Here is a 17,011-nt window from a genome sequence, read left to right as displayed (position 1 = left end):
CGTCGCCGTCACCAAGCACGCACTCGTGCCAGCCACTACCAACGACAAGAGGCCGAGCAACCATGAAGATCACGATCTACAGCCGGAGTACTAGGCGACCAGGTCGACGTGGACGCGGGCGAGCAGATCGGCCCAGATCGGCTCGTGCGTCACGGTCAGCCGCAGATCGTCCCGGACGTAGTTCGGCACGGTCCGGCTGAGGTCGCCGCTGACGCGCCGGACCGGGAAGAACGGCTGCTGCAGCACGATGTCGCCGACCCGGATGTCCGCGACCCGGTCGATGCGGGCGAATGCGATCTCATGGGTCGCGTTGATCAGGGTGAGAATCCCGCTGCTGTCGTCCGCCGGGGCCAAGGCGCCCTTGAGACGGTCGGGATCGCTCAGTGCGAGCAATGCGGTGTCGGAGAACGTACCCATGATCGCGATATGTCCCGCCGTTCCCTGGTGTGCCGCACGGATATTCAGGCGCGGGCCCCATTGGAGCAGATCCGGAACCGGTTGTGGGTTATCCATATGCAAACCGGCGTGGCGGGTCGGAGCGTGGATTCTTTCCCATCTGTTAAATATGGAAAGTTTGCCATTTATGTGAATGAAGCGTCTCTTCTGAGGCATCCCGCCTCCGCCCCGGTCGCACCCTAGGGCGTAACCGGGGCGGAGCCCCGCCGGCGTCGAGGGGTGGCCGTGCCGGCTCGTCAGGACGTGCTGAACGTCAGGTGGAGCCGCGGACACGGCGCCGCGGTCTCGCCCTCAGGGGGCGGACCCCATGCCGCGAGTGCGGCGGAAACCCCCTGCGGGCCGGATTCCAGGTAGCAGATCATGTTCACCGGGTACCGGCTGTTGGCGGACATGTAGCGGTCCATCGGTGTCGGCTGCTCGCTTATTCGCAGCCCCCGCTCCTCGGGCGGGCCGATTCGGTGCCAGTCGGGATGCAGGTGGATGGAGCCCAGGATCTCGACCCCGTCGCGGTCCGCCTCCCGGTGGATGCGGAGCAGGTCCCGCGAGCTGCACCAGAATCCCCGGCGGGGATTGCGGTAGGCGCCCCCGAAGCACGGCGCTACGGAACGCGCGAACTCCTCGACCGCGGTCGGGTCGGTGGCGCGGACGTTGGTCGCGAACTGGACCGCGGTGACGGCCGCGACACCGTCGACGACGGTGCCGAGCAGAAGGGCGAAACAGGAGGGCGGTTCCTCCGGGGTACAGGACTCGTATTCATCGCGCGCCACGGAGATGAACGACTTGAGGGCGTCGAATCCGATCAGGGCGGTGTGGGGTGCGAGGATCATGGCGGCTCCTCCTCCTTCAGCCGACGTGCGCATGGTCGTCCGCTGCGGCGGTCCGTGACGCGAGATCCAACAACTGGAGCTCGGCCGGGGAGAGTTCCAGCATCGCTCCCGGGATCAGCTCGGCGAGCTGCTCGGGCGTCCTGCTGCTGGCGAGCGGGGCGACGACGTGGGGCTGCACTCTCAGCCAGGCCAGGGCCACCGCGGCGACCGCGGTGCCGTGCTCGGCGGCGATCGTGTCCAACGCCCGGAGGACCGTACGGCCGCGGGGCGTTTCGCCGTACGGCTGTGCCGCGCCGGTGCGGACGCTGGCAACGGCGGGAGCGCCCTCGCGGTACTTGCCCGTCAGGAAGCCCTGGGCGAGGGCGAAGTACGGGACGCAGGAGACGCCCTCGCGCTCGCAGACCGGGGCGATCCCGCTCTCGAAGGGCTCGCGTTCCACGAGGTTGTAGGGAGGTTGGACCGCCACGTACGAGGCGAGCCCCGAACGCTTCGACACCTCAAGGGACTCGGCCAGCCTGGGGCCGCTGATGTTCGAGGCGCCGATGTGGCGCACCTTCCCCGCCGCGACCAGGGCGTCGAGTGCGCCGAGGGTCTCTTCGAGGGGCGTCCCGGGGTCGTCCGCGTGCGTGTAGTAGAGGTCGATGTGATCCGTCCGCAGCCGGCGCAGGGAGTCCTCCACCGCCTGCTGGACGACCTTCGCCGTGAGCCCGGACAGCCCGTTCAGCCGGCCCACCTTGGTGGCGATGACGAAACGGTCCCGACGGCCGCGCGCGGCAATCCAGTTGCCGAGGATGGACTCGGACTCCCCGCCGGTGTTTCCGGGGACCCACTGGGAATAGGAGTCGGCGGTGTCGATGAAGTTCCCGCCCGCGTCGGCGTAGGCGTCGAGAACGCGGAAGGATGTCTGCTCGTCGACGGTCCAGCCGAAGACGCTGCCGCCGAGGCAGAGTGGAAAGACGTCGAGCTCGGAATGTGCGATGGCAACCAATGGACGCTTTCTGGTTCTTGCCGGTTCCGGCGGTCGGGGTCTCCGGTGGCCGGTTCCGGTACGGAAGGTGGTCGCAGGGGACGCGGCGCGGCGCGACTTCCCAGGTCGTCACCGGTTGAGGGTGGGCCGACGTCACCGACGGCAATTGCCGGTAAACGGCGTGTACTTGATATTCAGTCAGTACGGAAACGGATACTACCGTCCGGTTCGGCGCCCTGCCGAGGCGCCGGCCGGACTCCGCCGGGTCCTGGACGCGGACACGTCTTCGCCGTCTTCGACCCGGACGGGGACGGCTGCCTGCGGCAGGACGACTTCGGGGCCCTGACGGAGCGCTGGAGCCGCCTGCCGGCGTCCAGCGGGGCGCGGAGCTGAGGGCCAGGGTCGAGGCGCTCATGACGGGCTGGTGGGACCACCTGCTCACGGTGGCCGACACCAACCACGACGGCAAGATCGACATGGACGAGTTCCTGGCCCTCGTCGACCGGCTCCCCACCCTGCGCGCGGTCGTCACGGCAACCGCCGACACCGTCTTCGACGCCGTGGACGAGAACGGGGGACGGCCGCATCTCGCGCGCCGAGCACCGCCGCCTCGTCGGCACCTGGCACGGCCGGAGCGTGGAGACCGACGACGTCTTCGACCTGCTCGACCTGGACGGCGACGGGTATCTCAGCCGATCCGCATCCGCCCTGCTGTGGGAGCAGTTCTGGATCAGCGCCGACCCGTCCGAGCCCGGCACCGTGATGTGCGGCCCGCATCCCGGAGCAGTGACCGCACTCCCGGCGGGCGGGCGGCGCCCCACGTGCGTGACCCGCCCTCCTGGGGGACGGCCCGGCCCGGCCCGCCTGTCGGCTCACCTGCCGGCTGGTCACGCCTCGTCGAGGTGGCGGCGCTGGGCCGGGGTCAGGTCGAGGTCGACCGCGTCCAGGGAATCGTCGAGCTGGGCGACCGTGGTGGCACAGACGTCGGCCCCGCGCTCGCGGGGGTTGCTCCCGACCTGCAGTCCTCATGGACTCGGGTGAAGCCGGCCAGGACCTCGGAAAGCCGTACCCGCACGGGCACCGCGAGCCTTCCACGGCCCCGGTTCCTGTGCCGCCGGGGTCCTGGGAGGGTACGCGCGTTCCACACCTGGGCGGGCGAGTCCGTCTGGGTCGGTATCGTCCAACTTCTGGCGCGGGCTGAGTCCCCGCCGGCCGAATCGAGCTGAACCTTCGGACACCGAACTCCAAGACCGAAGGCGCTGCTTGACTCCTTGCAGTCGTGAGGTGTCTGGAGGGCCGGCGGCAGTTCGTCGCCGAGGCACCTCCCCCACCACGGCTCCTGTCCGAGGAGAAGTTCGCCGCACTGTCGGCGGTTGAGCAGGAACTGGACGACGAGGCCCACCTCGACCACCACGCGAGGCTGCTGGTCGTGGCGGCCTACACCGTCCGGCACACCGTCGCTTCGGGGCGGCGCCTGGTCCTGCTCAACCGCCACGCAATCAGCACACAGCACACAGCACACAGCACCGGAGTATCGAATGAAGCCCGATGAATATGAAATGAACCGAAGCAGGATCTTCAATCGATCCGCGACTGCTGGATTGCCGAGCAATCGGTCGTGTCAACACTGCGAAAATTAGTGGATGAACTAGACCCGTCCGACGATCGCGGCGGAACTGCCTTCCAGGTCGTTAATTACATGGCATTGGCCTTCAATATTCGACTGGCCATAGCCGGAAAGTTCACACGCTGGCACGCCATCGGAGGTGATTTGTCAGACGAAGAAACTGAGAAGAGGTTCGAGAGGTTTATTATCTGGCCCCTAAAACCTGATTTCCAGGGTCAGGCAACCCCGCCAGGCCCGTGACCGCGCGCACCATCTCACGTGTCATACGAGCCGCCCCTCGGCACGCTGAACCCGAGCCTGTTCGGATAGAACTCGGCCCAAGCACCCCGCTCATCGGGCGAGGCGCCGGTGGGCGGTGGGCCACGAGAAGGTGCGCTCTACCGCCCACTATGTCGGCGACCTACCGAGCCGGGAACCCCTCGACATCACGTTTTAGAGCAGGCAGCACGGCAGCCGACTCCGAGACGATCATGCGGACCTCCTGCCTGAGTTCGGGGAACTCACTCCAGACCTCCGGGCCCCTGGTGAGCGCGGCCTGCCAGCAAGTCGCCCTCATGCATGTCGCCTTCCGCCAGTGGGTTGACCCGAAGGACTTCCACCGCCAGCGGCAGGAGATAGGCAAGGCCCGCGTCCTGCCTGATCAGCAACCGCATGCCCTCGACCGTCAGGCCGCCGATTGGCTTGCGCCGAAGCTCGCGCATGGCCGCCATCAGACGGGTTTCGCTGCCCGTTGGGGCCGACCAGCGGACGCCCTCAAGCTTCTCAAGGGACTGGTCACGGTTCACGAGTTGAGTCACCGACCGATCGTCCCATGTCAGATCTCAAACGCAGCCTCACTGGGCGTTTCGTCCATGAAAGCGGCAGTCGATCCGGATTTCCGGACTGCCTGGCCAGCTCTTCTGCGGGCATTCCGGAGGCTGATGCGATGGGAGTGCTGCCTGTATACGAATTCCCGCCGAAACTACGCACATTGTCCTGTCTCATCCCAAGAGGCCGGGCTGGAGCACGGTTGTCCACTGGAGCCCGCAGCCTCTGGCCGGAGGAGAGATTCCGCAGCATGCCGTCGTTATGACGGATCGTCAACCGTATCCGAGCGACCTGTCCGACGCCCGCTGGGCCCTGGTCGAGCCCACCCTGACCTCCTGGCGCCGGGAACGCACCGAACGGGCCCTCGCGTTCGGCCGGCCGCCCGAGCACGATCTGCGGGATCTGCTGGACGCGATCCTCTATGTCGACCGCACCGGCGTCCCCTGGCGCTACCTCCCGTACGATTACCCGCCCTGGGAGGAGGACTGAGTCACCTCAGTCCAGGGTCAGGCCGGTGGTCACGAGGCAGCCGTCGACGAGTTTCGGATGGCACTGGATCCTCTTGAGCCGCCGTTTCACGGCTCGGGTGATCTGAGTGAGGTCCGCGGCGGCGAGGGTGCCGATCTCGCGTTTGACCAGCGACCAGATGCCCTCCTGCGGGTTGAGGTCGGGTGCATAGGTGGGCAGGTGGAACACCGTGAGCCACTCGGCGTTCGCGTCGATGAAGGCCTTCATGCCAGCCGTCAGGTGCAGGCGGAGGTTGGCCACGTCGAGGGCGGCGAACAGGGTAGTGACGCCGTTGCGCAGGTAGTCATGGGTGCGGCGTTCGGGCATGCCCGGCATCATCGGCAGCACCGGGGCGGAGCGGTCGAGTGCCTGGATCTGGGACTTCTCGTCGACACACAGGACCAGAGCCCGCTCCGGCGGGTCCAGATAGAGCCCGACGACATCGCGGACCTTGTCGATGAACTGCGGGTCCTTCGACAGCTTGAAAGTGTCGACCTGGTGCGGCTTGAGACCGAAGGCCCGCCAGACCCGGCCGACAGTGGACTTCGACAGTCCCATCTCGGCGGCCATCGACGCCCGGGACCAGTGGGTGGCATCCTTGGGGGCCCGCTCCAGGGTGGCGACGACGAGTTCCTCGATCCGCTCGTCGCTGATCTTCCTTGGAGCACCAGGGCGTTGCTCGTCCGCGATCCCCTCCAACCGGCGCTCCAGGAAGCGCCGCCGCCACTTGCCGACCGTCTGCGGCCAGATGCCGAGCTCGGCGGCAACCTCCTGATTCGGGTGTCGCGTGCGACGAGGTGGCTGCGGACGGTGAGCCAATGGCGCATCGCGGCCTGGGCGGGCCTGGACAGGGTGACCGTTTCGGTGGCGGGCGTGGTGTGCGGGTTGCGGTGCTGGGGGAGGAGGGTGAGGCGGATCGTGCCGCGGCGCAGGTCGACGTCGTCCGTGTGCAGGGCGCAGAGTTCGCCGGCGCGGCAGCCGGTGTCCAGTACGGTGCCGATGATGGCGAGGATCCGGATGCGGGACTCGGACCGGCCGGGGTGGGCTGAGTGTTCCAGGTGGCCCAGCAGGATGCTGCGCGGGCGGGCGGCGACCACAGGCCGGAGCTCGACTCGCGGCGGATCGCGGTCCGGGAGCGTGACGGTGATGCCGGCTCGGGCGCCGAGGATGCGGAGGCAGTCCTTGCGGACGCGCATGGAGGCGGGTGAGGCTTGGCCCGGTCGTGCGGCGGGCTTGCGCCGCAGCAGGCCTCGCTCGGCGGCTGCGAGGTAGTCGGTGAGGGTGTCCGGCGCGAAGAGCTGGGTGAGTGAGTCGGCGGTCGTGGGCACGATCGCGCCCCGTTCCAGGGCGGTGCGCAGCTCGCCGGCGACCCAGCGCAGTTGCTTCGCCCGAGATGTGCCGGTCGGTGGTTCGCAGGCGCGCTTGAGGAGGGTTTCCAGCGCCTCGACCGAGGGTGCTGCTGTCGTCGGGGCGTCCACCATGAAGTCACTCTAGCGCCGGGTCGGGACGGGTCGGCGGGCTCTTGCCGGGGGAGGGGGCTCGGAAGGCCCCGCAGAAGGTCTCAGGTCTAATAACTGGCCTGACGCAAGATCGTCGGTGGGGCGCGGGCGGCATGGTGGCTGTCTTCTCCGGCCTGCCCCATTTCGGTGGTGACTGTCCTTCGGCAGCCGGCGAGGGGGCCGCGCGAGGGCAATTCGCCGGTTCCCGCGGGGGCACCCGACGATGACTTCCCGGACTCCGTAAGTGCCCCGGCCGGTTCTGATGGACCGTCAGCAAACTCGGCATTGGGTCAGCATTGGTCCTGTCAGGGGCTGTCGCGGATGGTCGAACCGTGTCATGCGTCGAGTGCGGAAGCGAGTGCCGACGGGGGCGCTTCGAGGTGAGCGCAGGGGTACTTCGGGGCGGGGGCGTGGTGGCCCGGGCCACCACGCCCTCGATCGCCTAACGTGCAGGTCAGCGCACGTTTCCGCGCGGCTTGAGGGGGATGCCGGGGAGTTCCGGGGCGGGCAGGCGGTCGCCCGGGTAGCCGGTGACGGCGCCGAAGCGGTCGGCGGCTGCCTGCCACTCCTCGCGGGCCTGGACGATGTCCTCGTGGGAGCGCCCGATGAAGTTCCACCACATGACGATCTGCTCCTCGAACGGCGTGCCGCCGAGCAGGACCAGCCGGGCGTCGGTCCCCGCGGTGTTGGTGAGGGTGAGGGTGCGGCGGCCGGGGGCGACGTAGCCGAGGTCGGCGGGGTGCAGCGGGGTGTCGAGGAGGCGGATCTCGCCGCTGTCGACCAGCAGGCCGTGTTCGAAGGCGGGGTCGACGTCGAGGGTGACGGTGGCGTGCGGGCGCAGGGTCAGTTCGGCGCCGAGCAGCGGGGTGAAGGTGGGGACGGGGGAGGTGTCGCCGGCGAGGGTGCCGAGGAACACCCGGGCCTCGCCGCCGTCGAGGGCGGCCGGGGCGGGCACGTGGTGGTGGAAGTCGCGTCCGGTGTGGCGGTGCTCCTCGGGCAGGGCGACCCACAGCTGTACGCCGTGCAGGACGGTGGTGGCCGGCGTGGAGACCTCGGAGTGGGCGATGCCGCGGCCGGAGGTCATCAGGTTGACCTCGCCCGGGCGGACGTACGCGTGCACGCCGAGGCTGTCCCGGTGCTCGATCTCGCCGGTGAACAGCCAGCTCACGGTCTGCAGTCCGGTGTGGGGGTGCGGGGCGACGTCCATGCCGCCGGTGGTCGCGACGTCGTCGGGGCCGTAGTGGTCGACGAAGCACCAGGCGCCGATGGTGGTGCGGGAGCGCTGCGGCAGGGTGCGGCGTACGGTCATCGCGCGCGGGCCGCCGAGCGGTACGTCACGGGCGGGCAGGACCTCGACCCGCGGGTCGGCGGCGGGGGTCCCGGCGCGGTCGGTCTGGACGCGGTCGGTCTCGGCGGTGCTCACGGGTGGGTCCCTCCCGGGTGTCAATTAGTTCTATATTCAACTATCATGCCATGGCAGAGTGACGGACGACAGTTGCGATCAGCCTAAGGAGTCCAGGTGAGTGATGTGACGGTGGTCCCGACGGACCGGCGGGTGTTCATCGACAAGCAGAGCCCCCAGGCGTACCGGGCGATGCTGGCGGCCGCCGAGGCGGCGCGCGAGGTCGCGGCCGCGGCGGGGCTGGACCGTCGGCTGATCGAACTGGTCAACCTCCGGGTGTCGCAGATCAACGGCTGCGCCTACTGCCTGCACGTGCACACCAGGGCCGCGATCCGCGAGGGCGAGACCGCCCAGCGCCTGGGCGTGCTCGCCGCCTGGCGCGACACCGAGGTGTTCAGCGACCGCGAGCGGGCCGCGCTCGGGCTGGCCGAGGCGACCACCGCCCCGGCGGACGCGGTGCTCCAGGAGGCCGCGTACGGCGTGGCGCGCCAGGTGCTGAGCGACGAGGAGATCTCCGCGGCGGTCTGGGTGTCCATCGCCATCAACGCCTTCAACCGGGTGTCCATCCTGAGCAAGCACCCGGTCCGTCCGGCCGCCGCCCGGTAGCCGCGCGCGCCGGAGGGTCTCCACCCTCCACCGACGGGCCTCCGCCGTCCGATGGAGGCCATCCGTTGGCCGGTGTACAACCGGCTCCTCCCGGCGGGGGATGACGGACCGTCAGCGATGCGGCGAGGCTGGGCGGCGAGGGCGAGGAACTGCTCGCCGACGGCGAAGGTGGGGTCGCATGGCACGTCGTACGCTTTCCGCGCTGGTGGGGGCGGTCTGTCTGGCGCTGGCCGGGCCGGTCGTCTCGGCCGGTGCCGTCGAGCCCGCGGGCGGGCAGCCGGGCGCCGGTGACCCGAGGGCGGCCGCGCTGCGGGCCGTGACGGGCGCCGGTGCGGTCGGGGCGATCGCGGAGGTCAGGGACGGCCACGGGGTCTGGCGCGGGGCCTCCGGTGTCTCCGACCTGGCCACCGGCGCACCGGTCCGCGCGGACGGGCGGTTCCGGGTCGGCAGCGTCACCAAGGTGTTCACCGCCACCACGGTGCTCCAGCTGGTCGGTGAGCGGCGGATCGGCCTGGACGACCCGGTCGAGCGGTACCTGCCCGGGCTGGTCCCGAACGGCGACCAGATCACCGTCCGCCGGTTGCTCAACCACAGCTCCGGCCTCTGGGACTCCACCAAGGAGAAGGGCGGGGTGTTCCCCGACCGGACGGACCCGGCGGGCATCCGTGACTGGCTGGACCACGGCGGCCTGACCCGGCACATCACCCCGGCCCAGGTGGTCGCCTCCTCGGTGGCGCACCCGCCGGCCTTCCCGCCGGGCGCCCGGTTCGGCTACTCCAACGTCAACTACACCCTGCTCGGCATGATCATCGAGAAGGTGACCGGGCACGGCTACGCCCAGGAGGTCACCGCGCGCATCCTGCGCCCGCTCGGCCTCACCGGCACGTACTTCCCGGGCACGGCCACCGGCATCCGGGGCCCGCACGCCCACGGCTACTTGACGCTGCCCGAGGGCCCCGGCCCGCAGGACCGCAACGACCGGGACGTCACGGTCGCGAGCCTCACCTGGGCGAACTCGGCCGGTGAGCTGATCTCCACCCTGGGTGACCTGAACCGCTTCCACCGGGCCCTCCTGGACGGCCGGCTGCTGCCGCCACCGCTGCTCGAGGAGATGACCACGACCACCCCGATCGTGGTCGACGGCGTGCCGGCCTCGCTGGGCTACGGGCTCGGGCTGGCCCGTTGGGAGCTCTCCTGCGGTCCGGTCTACGGCCACGACGGCTCGGTGCCCGGGTACAGCACCCAGCTGTGGAGCTCGGGCGACCGGCAGGTGTCGCTGTCCGTCACCCCGCGCGGCGACGAGGCGCAGTTCGTCGCGCAGCTGGAGGCGGAGGGCGGCTTCCTGGAGCAGGCGTTCTGCGGCACCGGGCAGCGGGGGACCGGCGCGGCGGCGCCGGAGGCGGCGGCGGGGGTGGCACAGGGGTCGACCGCCGTGGCGCCGAAGCTGGGCTGACCGCCCGCCGTTCCCGCGGTTCCGAGGAGGACGAGTGCCCGGGGGAAAAGGGGTGGCATCGGCGTCGCCGGGTGGTGAGACTGCACCGGTGAACCCCTTGCCGCTGCTGCCCGTGCCGGACCCGCGCGCCCACTGCGTCGCCCCCGACTACGCGGGCATGGACGCCCTGGTCGCCGGTCTGGCGCTGCCGGCCGGGGGCGTCCAGCTCCGTGATGAGCGTGCTGGAGACCTCCCGGGAGCTCATCCGGCACTCGTACTTCCGCTACGAGTTCGCCACCGTGGCCGTCGCGCACGCGCTGTTCGCCCTGGAGCAGGTCCTCGCCGAGCGGCTGGCCGCCGACGGGCCGCTCCCGGAGCTGATCGAGCGGGCCGTCGCCGAAGGGCTCCTCGGGGACGGATCGGCCGCCGAACTCGGCCACGGCGTGCGGCTGCGCGACCGGCTCGCGCGGGGCGCGGCGACGAGCGCCGACGTCCGTCCGGAGCGGGCCGCCGGGCTGACCCTCGCCGTCTTCGCCGCCGTTTCCGCGCTGCTCCGCCCGGTTGCGGCGGCGGACGCGGGTGATGGGTCGGTCCGGGAGCGACTCGCCCGGCTGTGGGAGGAACACTGGCAGGCGCCGTTCCCGCGGAGCTTCGTCGCGGCGGACATCGCGGGCTCGACGCTGATCCTGCTGGACTCCCGTGTCGCCGGCTACCTCCGGCGGGATCTGGACGGCGGGCTCGACGGCTCCGGCGTCGCCGGCCTCTGGTCGCTGATCGCCGAGCTCGACCGGGTGGTGCCCCTGATCAACGAGGAGTACTGCGCGGCCTACTTCGGCAGGCTCCGGACGATCGCCAGGCTCGCGGTGGAGTGCCACCTCCCGCGGGCGACCTGAGACGGGCGAGCCGAGACCGGCGACCTGAGCTCCGCGAGCGGTACCGGGCGGTGCCCGGGCCGGAGTTCCACCCGGTGGCCCGGGTGCGTACGGTGATTCACACACCATCGGAGAGGGGCTTGGGTCATGGCGGGAACGGAAGAGGGGCCGGAGACGGTGCTGACCACCGAACGGCTGGTGGTGCGGCAGTGGACCATGGCCGACCAGGACCGTGCCTTCGACATCTACTCCCGGTCGGAGGTCGCCCGGTGGATCGGGCGGACCCCGCGCGCCATGACCGAGCCCGAGGAGGCCCGGGCCTTCATCGAGCGCTGTCGGAAGCGCTCCGTCGATCCGCGCTACGGCGCCTGGGCGATCGAACGGCGTGACACCGGGGTGGTCGCCGGCACCGTCCTGCTGGTGCCGCTGCCGGACGGTGACGGGGAGATCGAGGCCGGCTGGCACCTCCATCCCGACAGCTGGGGGCAGGGCATCGCCACCGAGGCCGCCCGGGCCGTCCTGGCCAGGGGATTCGCCGACGGCCTGACCGAGATCCGGGCCGTGCTGGCCCCGGACAACGCCCGGTCGGCGGCGGTGTGCCGGCGCCTGGGGATGACCAGCACCGGGCTGACCGACCGTTGGTACGGCCGGGAGCTGGCGGAGTTCCGCATCACCGCCGACCAGGCGGCAGGCATGGGGGACGTGGGCGCGATGACGGGTCCGACGGATGTGACGCTCAACCTCTGGCGTCGGCCGCTCGACGAGGTACCGGCCGAGGTGTGGGACCGCACCGAGCTGACGGTGCTCATCCTCGCCGAGACCGGGATCAGTGAACTGCCGCCCGGCATCGGCCGGTTGACCGGGCTGCGGACCATCGACCTGGGGCACAACCGGCTCGCCGAACTGCCCGTCGAACTCTTCGACCTCACCGGGCTCGAGGACTTCCTCTACCTGCACGACAACGCGCTGACCGCCCTGCCCGAGGAGCTCGGTCGGCTCACCGCGCTGCGCTACCTCAACGTGGGTGAGAACCAGCTCGCCGAACTCCCCGCCACCATCGGCGGGTTGGCCTCGCTGGTCGAGCTGCGCGCGCAGCACAACCGGCTCACCGCCCTGCCGGAGTCGATCGGCGGACTCCGCTCACTGCGTGAACTCTGGCTGCGCGGCAACGAGTTGACCGGCCTGCCGGAATCGTTCGGGTGGCTCGGCGAGCTGCGCGAGTTGGAGCTCCGGGAGAACGCGCTCGCCGAGGTCCCCGCCGTGCTCGCGGGGCTTCCCCGGCTGCGCCGCCTCGACCTGCGCGGCAACCGGATCGCCGACCTGCCCGACTGGTTGGCCGATCCGGGTGCGCTGCCCGCGCTGGAGAAGCTGGACCTGCGGTGGAACGACGCGCGGCCGTCGGCCCGGCTGGTGGCGGAGCTGGCCGCGCGCGGTTGCGTCACGCTCTTCTGAGCCCGGCCGGCCTTCCGGGCCCGGCCGGCACCGTCCGTAAAGGACCGGCGCCCACCGGCGCGGAGCTGCTACCGTGGAACGCATGAAGCGCGCTGCACTCGTCACGACGACGCCGGAGAGAGTCCCGGCGCGCTGACTGCTGACCTAGTCCGAAGCCCCGGGGCGAGTGCCCCGGGGCTTCGCCGTTCCCGGACCCACTCGCCCGCAGACCCGAGTGGAGACCACCGCCATGCACGACCACCCCAAGCACGACCACCCCAAGCACGACCACCGCAAGCTCGGCCGTGAACTCGACCTGTTCGACACCGACCCGCTGATGGGCTCCGGCCTGCCGTACTGGCTCCCCGACGGCGCCGCGATCCGGCACTCCCTGGAGGAGTTCATCCGCGGCCGCGAGCGCCGGGCCGGCTACCGCCACGTGTACTCCCCGGTGCTCGGCAAGCGGGAGTTGTACGAGATCTCCGGCCACTGGGCGCACTACCGCGAGGACATGTTCCCACCCATGGAACTGGGCTCCGAGGAGATGGTGCTGCGCCCCAGCCTCTGTCCGCATCACGCCCTGATCTACCGCTCCCGCTCCCACAGCTACCGTGAACTACCCTTGCGCATGGCGGAGTTGGGCGGCATGTACCGCTCCGAGCCGTCCGGGGTGCTGGGCGGGTTGACCAGGGTCCGGGCGATCCAGCTGAACGACGCCCACGTCTTCTGCACCCCCGAGCAGGCGGCCGACGAGGCCGTCGCCGCACTGGAGTTGATCCGCGAGGCGCACCGGGCGCTGGGTGTCGTCCCCGTTCGCTACCGGCTCTCGCTGCCGGGCGAGGGCGGCAAGTACGTGGCGGATCCGGCGCTCTGGGAGCGCGCCGTCGCGCTGCTCACCGAGGTGCTGGAGCGCTCCGGGGTTCCCTTCGAGGCGGCGGAGGGCGAGGCCGCGTTCTACGGGCCCAAGATCGACGTGCAGATCGCCGACGGCGCCGGGCGCGAGTTCACCCTCTCCACCGTGCAGATCGACTTCCACCAGCCCGAGCGGTTCAACCTGCACTACATCGGCGCGGACGGCGCCAAGCACCGCCCGGTGATGGTGCACCGCAGCGTGATCGGGAGCGTCGAGCGCGTGGTCGCCCACCTGATCGAGCTGTACGGCGGCGCGTTCCCGGCCTGGCTCGCGCCCGTCCAGGTGGCGCTGCTGCCCGTCTCCGAGGCCGAACTGCCGCAGGCCGAACGGTTCCGGCAGCGCTGTCTGGACCTCGGACTGCGCGCCGAGGTTGCTGGTCCCGAGCACGGCAGTCTGGGCGCCCGGATTCGGGAGGCCAGGCTGGTGCCGTACCAGGCGGTGATCGGGGCGAAGGAGGCCGTGGACGACCGGGTCGCGCTGCGGCTGCGGGACGGTCGCCGGCTGGAGCCGCTGCCGGCCGAGGAGGCGTGGGCGCGGATCGGCGCGCTGGTGGCGGCCTGCGACGCGGAACTCTGGGCGGAGGGTGCCGAGCGCTGAACCGGGGGCCGCGATGGTGGCGGCGGCGGGGTCGTCGGCGGGCACGCCGGTGGCGTCCGTACGACTAGTGCGGCGCGCGGTGTGTCGGCCGGGCGGCGGATGGCGGCCGACCGTCGAATGGGCCCGGCGGCCGAGGCGATGGCCGCCGCTGTCCCCACCCGTACGGAGGTACCCCGATGCGCATCCCCCGTGGCCTCGCCGTTCCCGCCCTGGCAGGCTCGCTCGCCCTCGCCGGGGCCGTGGCCGCCTCCCCGGCCGGCTCGGCGGAACTCCGCCCGCTGCCCATCCCGGCCGTCCAGTACTGCGCCGCCGTGCTCGGGCACGTCCCGGGGGCCGACACCGCCTCGCAGACCCTCGGGCGGGCCTGCTCCTCGGACTTCAGGACCGATCAACTCGCCCAGGCCGGTGCCGGCTTCGGATCCTTCGGGCCGATGGGGCGGCCCTTCCCGCCGATGCAGTAGGTCCGGCGGGCGCGTCCCCCGGTCCGTACCGCACCGCACGAGACGCGAGCCCCGTGCGGTGCGGGCCGGGGGTCAGTCAGTAGGACTGGAGCTCGACCAGGCGGCCGTCCGGGTCGCGCAGATGGGCGTTGCGCAGGGTGGGGCCCCACTCCGGGCGGTCGGTCGCGGGCGTGACCGGGGTGCCGCCGTGGCGCAGGCAGAGGTCGAGGGCGGCGTCCACGTCGTCGACCCGCAGGACCAGCATCGTGGCGTCCTGTGCGTGCGGCCCTGCTTGCAGCCCGGTGCCGAGGGTGGCGGCCATCGCGGAGCGGTCGAAGAGGGCCAGGAGGGTCTGGTCGTCGAGGTCCCAACTGGCGTACGGGCCCTCGGGTGCGCCCTTGGCCAGGGCGGCGCCGGTGAGGGCCGGCAGGACCGCGCGGTAGAAGCCGAAGCACTCGGCGAAGCGGGTGACGAGCAGACGGGAGTACAGGGCGTCCACGGGCGAACTCCTGGGCGACGGGGCGGCCTTCCGAACGCGCGGGCCGGACCGGTGTGGCGGATAGGCGTGGCGAATTAGTGGGTCGACACCCACTATAGGGAGAGACCCTAGACTGCCGCCATGGCCTCCGAGAACCCGCCGCCCGTCGACGGCCTCCCCCCGTCGCTGCTGGACCTCAGCACCTACCTGCTCTCCCGGATCGGCCGGACGGCGCGCGCTCGGCTCGCCGAGCGCCTGGCCGAACGCGGCCTGCGGCTCTGGGACATGGCGGTGCTGGCCGCGCTCGCCGACTTCGGCCCGCAGGCCCAGCGGGACCTGGTGCGGCGGCTGGCCATCGACCCGAGCGACCTGGCCAAGGTCGCCGACCAGCTCGCCGCCGCCGGGTACGTCGAGCGGGCCAGGGACCGGGCCGACCGGCGCCGGGTCTCGGTCTCGGTGACCGACGCCGGACGGGCGCTGCTCGCCGAACTGGACGCCCTGGCGCGGGCGGTGCAGGACGAGGTGCTCGCGCCGCTGGACGCCGGGGAGCGGCGGGCCCTGCAGGAGTTGCTGCTGCGGGTCCACCACGGGACGGGGGAGTGGCGCGGCGGCCCGTGACCGCCCGGGCCGGTCGGCCGGCTCAGGCCGTGGGCTGCCCCGGGCGGCGGGCACCGGCGAACTCGCCCGCCCAGCGCGGGACGTCGAGCACGTTCTCGACCCGGGCGACCAGGGTGCCGGTCCGCTCGGCGTGGATCATCGCGCCCTCGCCGACGTGGATCCCGACGTGGTGCAGCGGAGCGTCGGGGCGGGAGAAGAACAGCAGGTCGCCCGGGGCGAGCGCGTCGAGCTCCACCGGGGCGCCGAGGTTGAACTGCGCGCCCGTGTAGTGCCCGAGTTCGACGGTGCCGTGGCTGGCCCGGTACCAGCAGTAGAGCGACAGGCCGCTGCAGTCGAACCCGACCGTCCTCTCGCCCAGGCACACCCCGTTCAGCCAGCCGTTGTCGGCGTCGCAGAAGCCGAGGCTCGCGCCCAGCCGGTCGCCGCCGCCCCAGGCGTACGGCACGCCGAGCTGGCTCGCGGCCACGTCGGCGACCCGGCGGCCCAGCGCGGCGGCCGGCAGCGATCGGGCGGCCTCGGCTGAGGCGTCGGACGCGGCCTGGGCGGCCGGGCCGAGCGCCGGGACGAGGCCGGCCCCGAGCGCGAGGCCGAGCATGCGGCGTCGACGGACTCCGGAGGTCTGGTCGGGGCCGGATGGTTGGGGCTGCATGACGGTGCCTCCCGGTGCTGTGGCGGCGGCGAGGGGTGGGCGCTCGGGGGCGTGGTACCCGGGCGCACGTACCAGCATTCCGCTCCGACGGGCCGGTCCGCCATCACCCGCAACGGTGAATCGCGGACGCAACGGCCCGGAAGCGGAGGGGAGTTCGCCGGTGAACGGTCCGACGGCCGTTCAGGAGAGGCCGACGACGGGCGTGCGCGTTCGGTCTGGGCCGAGGGCTGACGAAGCCCCGGCGCGCCCGTCGGGCCGGCCGTAGGTGTCAGTGGGCGGGGTCGTCGGACGGTCGCTTGAGGATGAGGCCGCCGGCGCGGTCGAGGACTTCGGCGCGGGTGCGGCCGGGGTGGTCGGCGGCGAGGAAGTGGTTGCCGATGGCGAGGCAGAAGGCGAGCAGGCTGCGGGCCTCGATCTCGTCGGGGTCGGTGCAGACGGTGCCGATGGCTTCGCGCAGCAGGTCCATGCGCCGGTTGTCCACGCGGCGCAGGCGTTCGGCGACGGCCTGGTCGCGTCGGGCCCAGTCGCGGACGGCTAGGTCGATGGGGCGCAGACGGTCGGAGAAGGTGAGCTTCCCGGCGAGGCGGGCCTTGGCCCGGGTGTCCGCGTCCTCGTGGGCGAGCCGGTCGAGGACGTCGTCGGTGGCCTCGTGCTCCCAGGTGTCCAGCATCTCCGTCAGCAGGGCGTCGCGGTCGGCGAAGTAGCCGTAGAACCCGCCTTTGGTCACGCCGAGGGACTTGGCCAGGGCTTCGACGCGTACGGCGTCCACACCGCCCGAGGCCAGTGCCTGCAGTCCGGCCTCGACCCACTTCTCACGCGGTGTGCGCAACGCGCCCATGGTGTGGTCCACCTCACGATCCCACCCGTTGTGCGGAGGCGTACA

The 17,011-nt window shown here is 71.6% G+C and carries 17 protein-coding genes and 3 pseudogenes; 10 read left to right on the top strand and 10 right to left on the bottom strand.

Features of this window, described 5'->3' with window-relative positions:
* Positions 1 to 90: 90 nt before the first annotated feature.
* The 3 genes from ACGF13_RS32810 to ACGF13_RS32800 all read right to left on the bottom strand — a co-directional run bounded on the left by ACGF13_RS32810 (position 91) and on the right by ACGF13_RS32800 (position 2,271).
* Positions 91 to 513 (bottom strand): hypothetical protein, encoded by a 423-nt coding sequence (locus ACGF13_RS32810; RefSeq protein WP_392882264.1) that lies wholly within the window; start codon positions 511 to 513, stop codon positions 91 to 93.
* A 179-nt stretch (positions 514 to 692) separates the two neighbouring features.
* Positions 693 to 1,283 (bottom strand): hypothetical protein, encoded by a 591-nt coding sequence (locus ACGF13_RS32805; RefSeq protein ID WP_392882262.1) that lies wholly within the window; start codon positions 1,281 to 1,283, stop codon positions 693 to 695.
* A 16-nt stretch (positions 1,284 to 1,299) separates the two neighbouring features.
* On the bottom strand, positions 1,300 to 2,271 hold the full coding sequence (locus ACGF13_RS32800) for an aldo/keto reductase (RefSeq protein ID WP_392882260.1): 972 nt from the start codon (positions 2,269 to 2,271) through the stop codon (positions 1,300 to 1,302).
* A 615-nt stretch (positions 2,272 to 2,886) separates the two neighbouring features.
* On the opposite strand from ACGF13_RS32800, the gene ACGF13_RS32795 reads away from it, so the two are divergent.
* Positions 2,887 to 3,291 (top strand): hypothetical protein, encoded by a 405-nt coding sequence (locus tag ACGF13_RS32795; RefSeq protein ID WP_392882257.1) that lies wholly within the window; start codon positions 2,887 to 2,889, stop codon positions 3,289 to 3,291.
* A 238-nt stretch (positions 3,292 to 3,529) separates the two neighbouring features.
* Positions 3,530 to 3,802, top strand: coding sequence for a hypothetical protein (locus ACGF13_RS32790; protein WP_392882254.1), 273 nt, complete (start codon positions 3,530 to 3,532; stop codon positions 3,800 to 3,802).
* A 575-nt stretch (positions 3,803 to 4,377) separates the two neighbouring features.
* On the opposite strand, the gene ACGF13_RS32785 is transcribed toward ACGF13_RS32790, so the two are convergent.
* Positions 4,378 to 4,674 (bottom strand): contact-dependent growth inhibition system immunity protein, encoded by a 297-nt coding sequence (locus ACGF13_RS32785; RefSeq protein WP_392882251.1) that lies wholly within the window; start codon positions 4,672 to 4,674, stop codon positions 4,378 to 4,380.
* A gap of 271 nt (positions 4,675 to 4,945) precedes the next feature.
* Between ACGF13_RS32785 and ACGF13_RS32780 the strand changes: the two are divergent.
* Positions 4,946 to 5,155: pseudogene (locus ACGF13_RS32780) on the top strand (transposase); the annotation flags it as partial.
* Between the two features lie 24 nt (positions 5,156 to 5,179).
* Here ACGF13_RS32780 and ACGF13_RS32775 read toward each other — a convergent pair.
* The 3 genes and pseudogenes from ACGF13_RS32775 to ACGF13_RS32765 all read right to left on the bottom strand — a co-directional run.
* Positions 5,180 to 5,968: pseudogene (locus ACGF13_RS32775) on the bottom strand (IS630 family transposase); the annotation flags it as partial.
* Between the two features lie 83 nt (positions 5,969 to 6,051).
* Positions 6,052 to 6,387: pseudogene (locus ACGF13_RS32770) on the bottom strand (hypothetical protein); the annotation flags it as partial.
* Positions 6,388 to 7,144: 757 nt separating this feature from the next.
* Positions 7,145 to 8,113 carry a pirin family protein gene (locus tag ACGF13_RS32765; protein ID WP_392882249.1) on the bottom strand — a complete coding sequence of 323 codons (969 nt, stop codon included), beginning with the start codon at positions 8,111 to 8,113 and terminating at the stop codon, positions 7,145 to 7,147.
* 96 nt (positions 8,114 to 8,209) lie between these two features.
* Here ACGF13_RS32765 and ACGF13_RS32760 point away from each other — a divergent pair, with 96 nt between their 5' ends.
* The 6 genes from ACGF13_RS32760 to ACGF13_RS32735 all read left to right on the top strand — a co-directional run bounded on the left by ACGF13_RS32760 (position 8,210) and on the right by ACGF13_RS32735 (position 14,404).
* Positions 8,210 to 8,698: a carboxymuconolactone decarboxylase family protein gene (locus tag ACGF13_RS32760; protein ID WP_392882247.1), complete on the top strand. Its 489-nt coding sequence runs from the start codon at positions 8,210 to 8,212 to the stop codon at positions 8,696 to 8,698.
* A gap of 178 nt (positions 8,699 to 8,876) precedes the next feature.
* Positions 8,877 to 10,151: a serine hydrolase domain-containing protein gene (locus ACGF13_RS32755; protein ID WP_392882244.1), complete on the top strand. Its 1,275-nt coding sequence runs from the start codon at positions 8,877 to 8,879 to the stop codon at positions 10,149 to 10,151.
* A 212-nt stretch (positions 10,152 to 10,363) separates the two neighbouring features.
* Positions 10,364 to 11,023 carry a hypothetical protein gene (locus ACGF13_RS32750; protein ID WP_392882242.1) on the top strand — a complete coding sequence of 220 codons (660 nt, stop codon included), beginning with the start codon at positions 10,364 to 10,366 and terminating at the stop codon, positions 11,021 to 11,023.
* A gap of 126 nt (positions 11,024 to 11,149) precedes the next feature.
* Positions 11,150 to 12,454 carry a GNAT family N-acetyltransferase gene (locus ACGF13_RS32745; protein WP_392882240.1) on the top strand — a complete coding sequence of 435 codons (1,305 nt, stop codon included), beginning with the start codon at positions 11,150 to 11,152 and terminating at the stop codon, positions 12,452 to 12,454.
* A gap of 229 nt (positions 12,455 to 12,683) precedes the next feature.
* On the top strand, positions 12,684 to 13,943 hold the full coding sequence (gene thrS, locus ACGF13_RS32740; RefSeq protein WP_392882238.1) for a threonine--tRNA ligase: 1,260 nt from the start codon (positions 12,684 to 12,686) through the stop codon (positions 13,941 to 13,943).
* 176 nt (positions 13,944 to 14,119) lie between these two features.
* Positions 14,120 to 14,404 carry a hypothetical protein gene (locus tag ACGF13_RS32735; RefSeq protein ID WP_392882236.1) on the top strand — a complete coding sequence of 95 codons (285 nt, stop codon included), beginning with the start codon at positions 14,120 to 14,122 and terminating at the stop codon, positions 14,402 to 14,404.
* Positions 14,405 to 14,480: 76 nt separating this feature from the next.
* Here ACGF13_RS32735 and ACGF13_RS32730 read toward each other — a convergent pair whose 3' ends face one another.
* Positions 14,481 to 14,882, bottom strand: coding sequence for a VOC family protein (locus tag ACGF13_RS32730; protein WP_392882234.1), 402 nt, complete (start codon positions 14,880 to 14,882; stop codon positions 14,481 to 14,483).
* 120 nt (positions 14,883 to 15,002) lie between these two features.
* Here ACGF13_RS32730 and ACGF13_RS32725 point away from each other — a divergent pair, with 120 nt between their 5' ends.
* Positions 15,003 to 15,479 carry a MarR family winged helix-turn-helix transcriptional regulator gene (locus ACGF13_RS32725; protein ID WP_392882232.1) on the top strand — a complete coding sequence of 159 codons (477 nt, stop codon included), beginning with the start codon at positions 15,003 to 15,005 and terminating at the stop codon, positions 15,477 to 15,479.
* Between the two features lie 22 nt (positions 15,480 to 15,501).
* Here ACGF13_RS32725 and ACGF13_RS32720 read toward each other — a convergent pair whose 3' ends face one another.
* Together ACGF13_RS32720 and ACGF13_RS32715 are read right to left on the bottom strand one after the other, a co-directional pair.
* Positions 15,502 to 16,128 (bottom strand): C40 family peptidase, encoded by a 627-nt coding sequence (locus ACGF13_RS32720; RefSeq protein WP_392882230.1) that lies wholly within the window; start codon positions 16,126 to 16,128, stop codon positions 15,502 to 15,504.
* Between the two features lie 268 nt (positions 16,129 to 16,396).
* Entirely contained in the window at positions 16,397 to 16,966 is a 570-nt protein-coding gene (locus ACGF13_RS32715; protein WP_392882270.1) for a TetR/AcrR family transcriptional regulator, read from the bottom strand.
* Positions 16,967 to 17,011 lie beyond the last annotated feature (45 nt).

Origin of the sequence: Kitasatospora sp. NPDC048286, from assembly GCF_043201735.1 — a bacterium.
In the GTDB taxonomy this organism is placed as follows: domain Bacteria; phylum Actinomycetota; class Actinomycetes; order Streptomycetales; family Streptomycetaceae; genus Kitasatospora.
The sequence above is the reverse complement of the archived record's forward strand: the minus strand, read 5'-3'. Positions and strand labels throughout refer to the sequence as shown.

Bases quoted from the DNA above. Each gene is read 5' to 3' on its own strand.
- thrS (WP_392882238.1), top strand. From the start codon at position 12,684: ATGCACGACCACCCCAAGCACGACCACCCCAAGCACGACCACCGCAAG.
- ACGF13_RS32750 (WP_392882242.1), top strand. From the start codon at position 10,364: ATGAGCGTGCTGGAGACCTCCCGGGAGCTCATCCGGCACTCGTACTTC.
- ACGF13_RS32735 (WP_392882236.1), top strand. From the start codon at position 14,120: ATGCGCATCCCCCGTGGCCTCGCCGTTCCCGCCCTGGCAGGCTCGCTC.
- ACGF13_RS32810 (WP_392882264.1), bottom strand. From the start codon at position 513: ATGGATAACCCACAACCGGTTCCGGATCTGCTCCAATGGGGCCCGCGC.
- ACGF13_RS32725 (WP_392882232.1), top strand. From the start codon at position 15,003: ATGGCCTCCGAGAACCCGCCGCCCGTCGACGGCCTCCCCCCGTCGCTG.
- ACGF13_RS32720 (WP_392882230.1), bottom strand. From the start codon at position 16,128: ATGCAGCCCCAACCATCCGGCCCCGACCAGACCTCCGGAGTCCGTCGA.
- ACGF13_RS32715 (WP_392882270.1), bottom strand. From the start codon at position 16,966: ATGGGCGCGTTGCGCACACCGCGTGAGAAGTGGGTCGAGGCCGGACTG.
- ACGF13_RS32805 (WP_392882262.1), bottom strand. From the start codon at position 1,283: ATGATCCTCGCACCCCACACCGCCCTGATCGGATTCGACGCCCTCAAG.
- ACGF13_RS32745 (WP_392882240.1), top strand. From the start codon at position 11,150: ATGGCGGGAACGGAAGAGGGGCCGGAGACGGTGCTGACCACCGAACGG.
- ACGF13_RS32755 (WP_392882244.1), top strand. From the start codon at position 8,877: ATGGCACGTCGTACGCTTTCCGCGCTGGTGGGGGCGGTCTGTCTGGCG.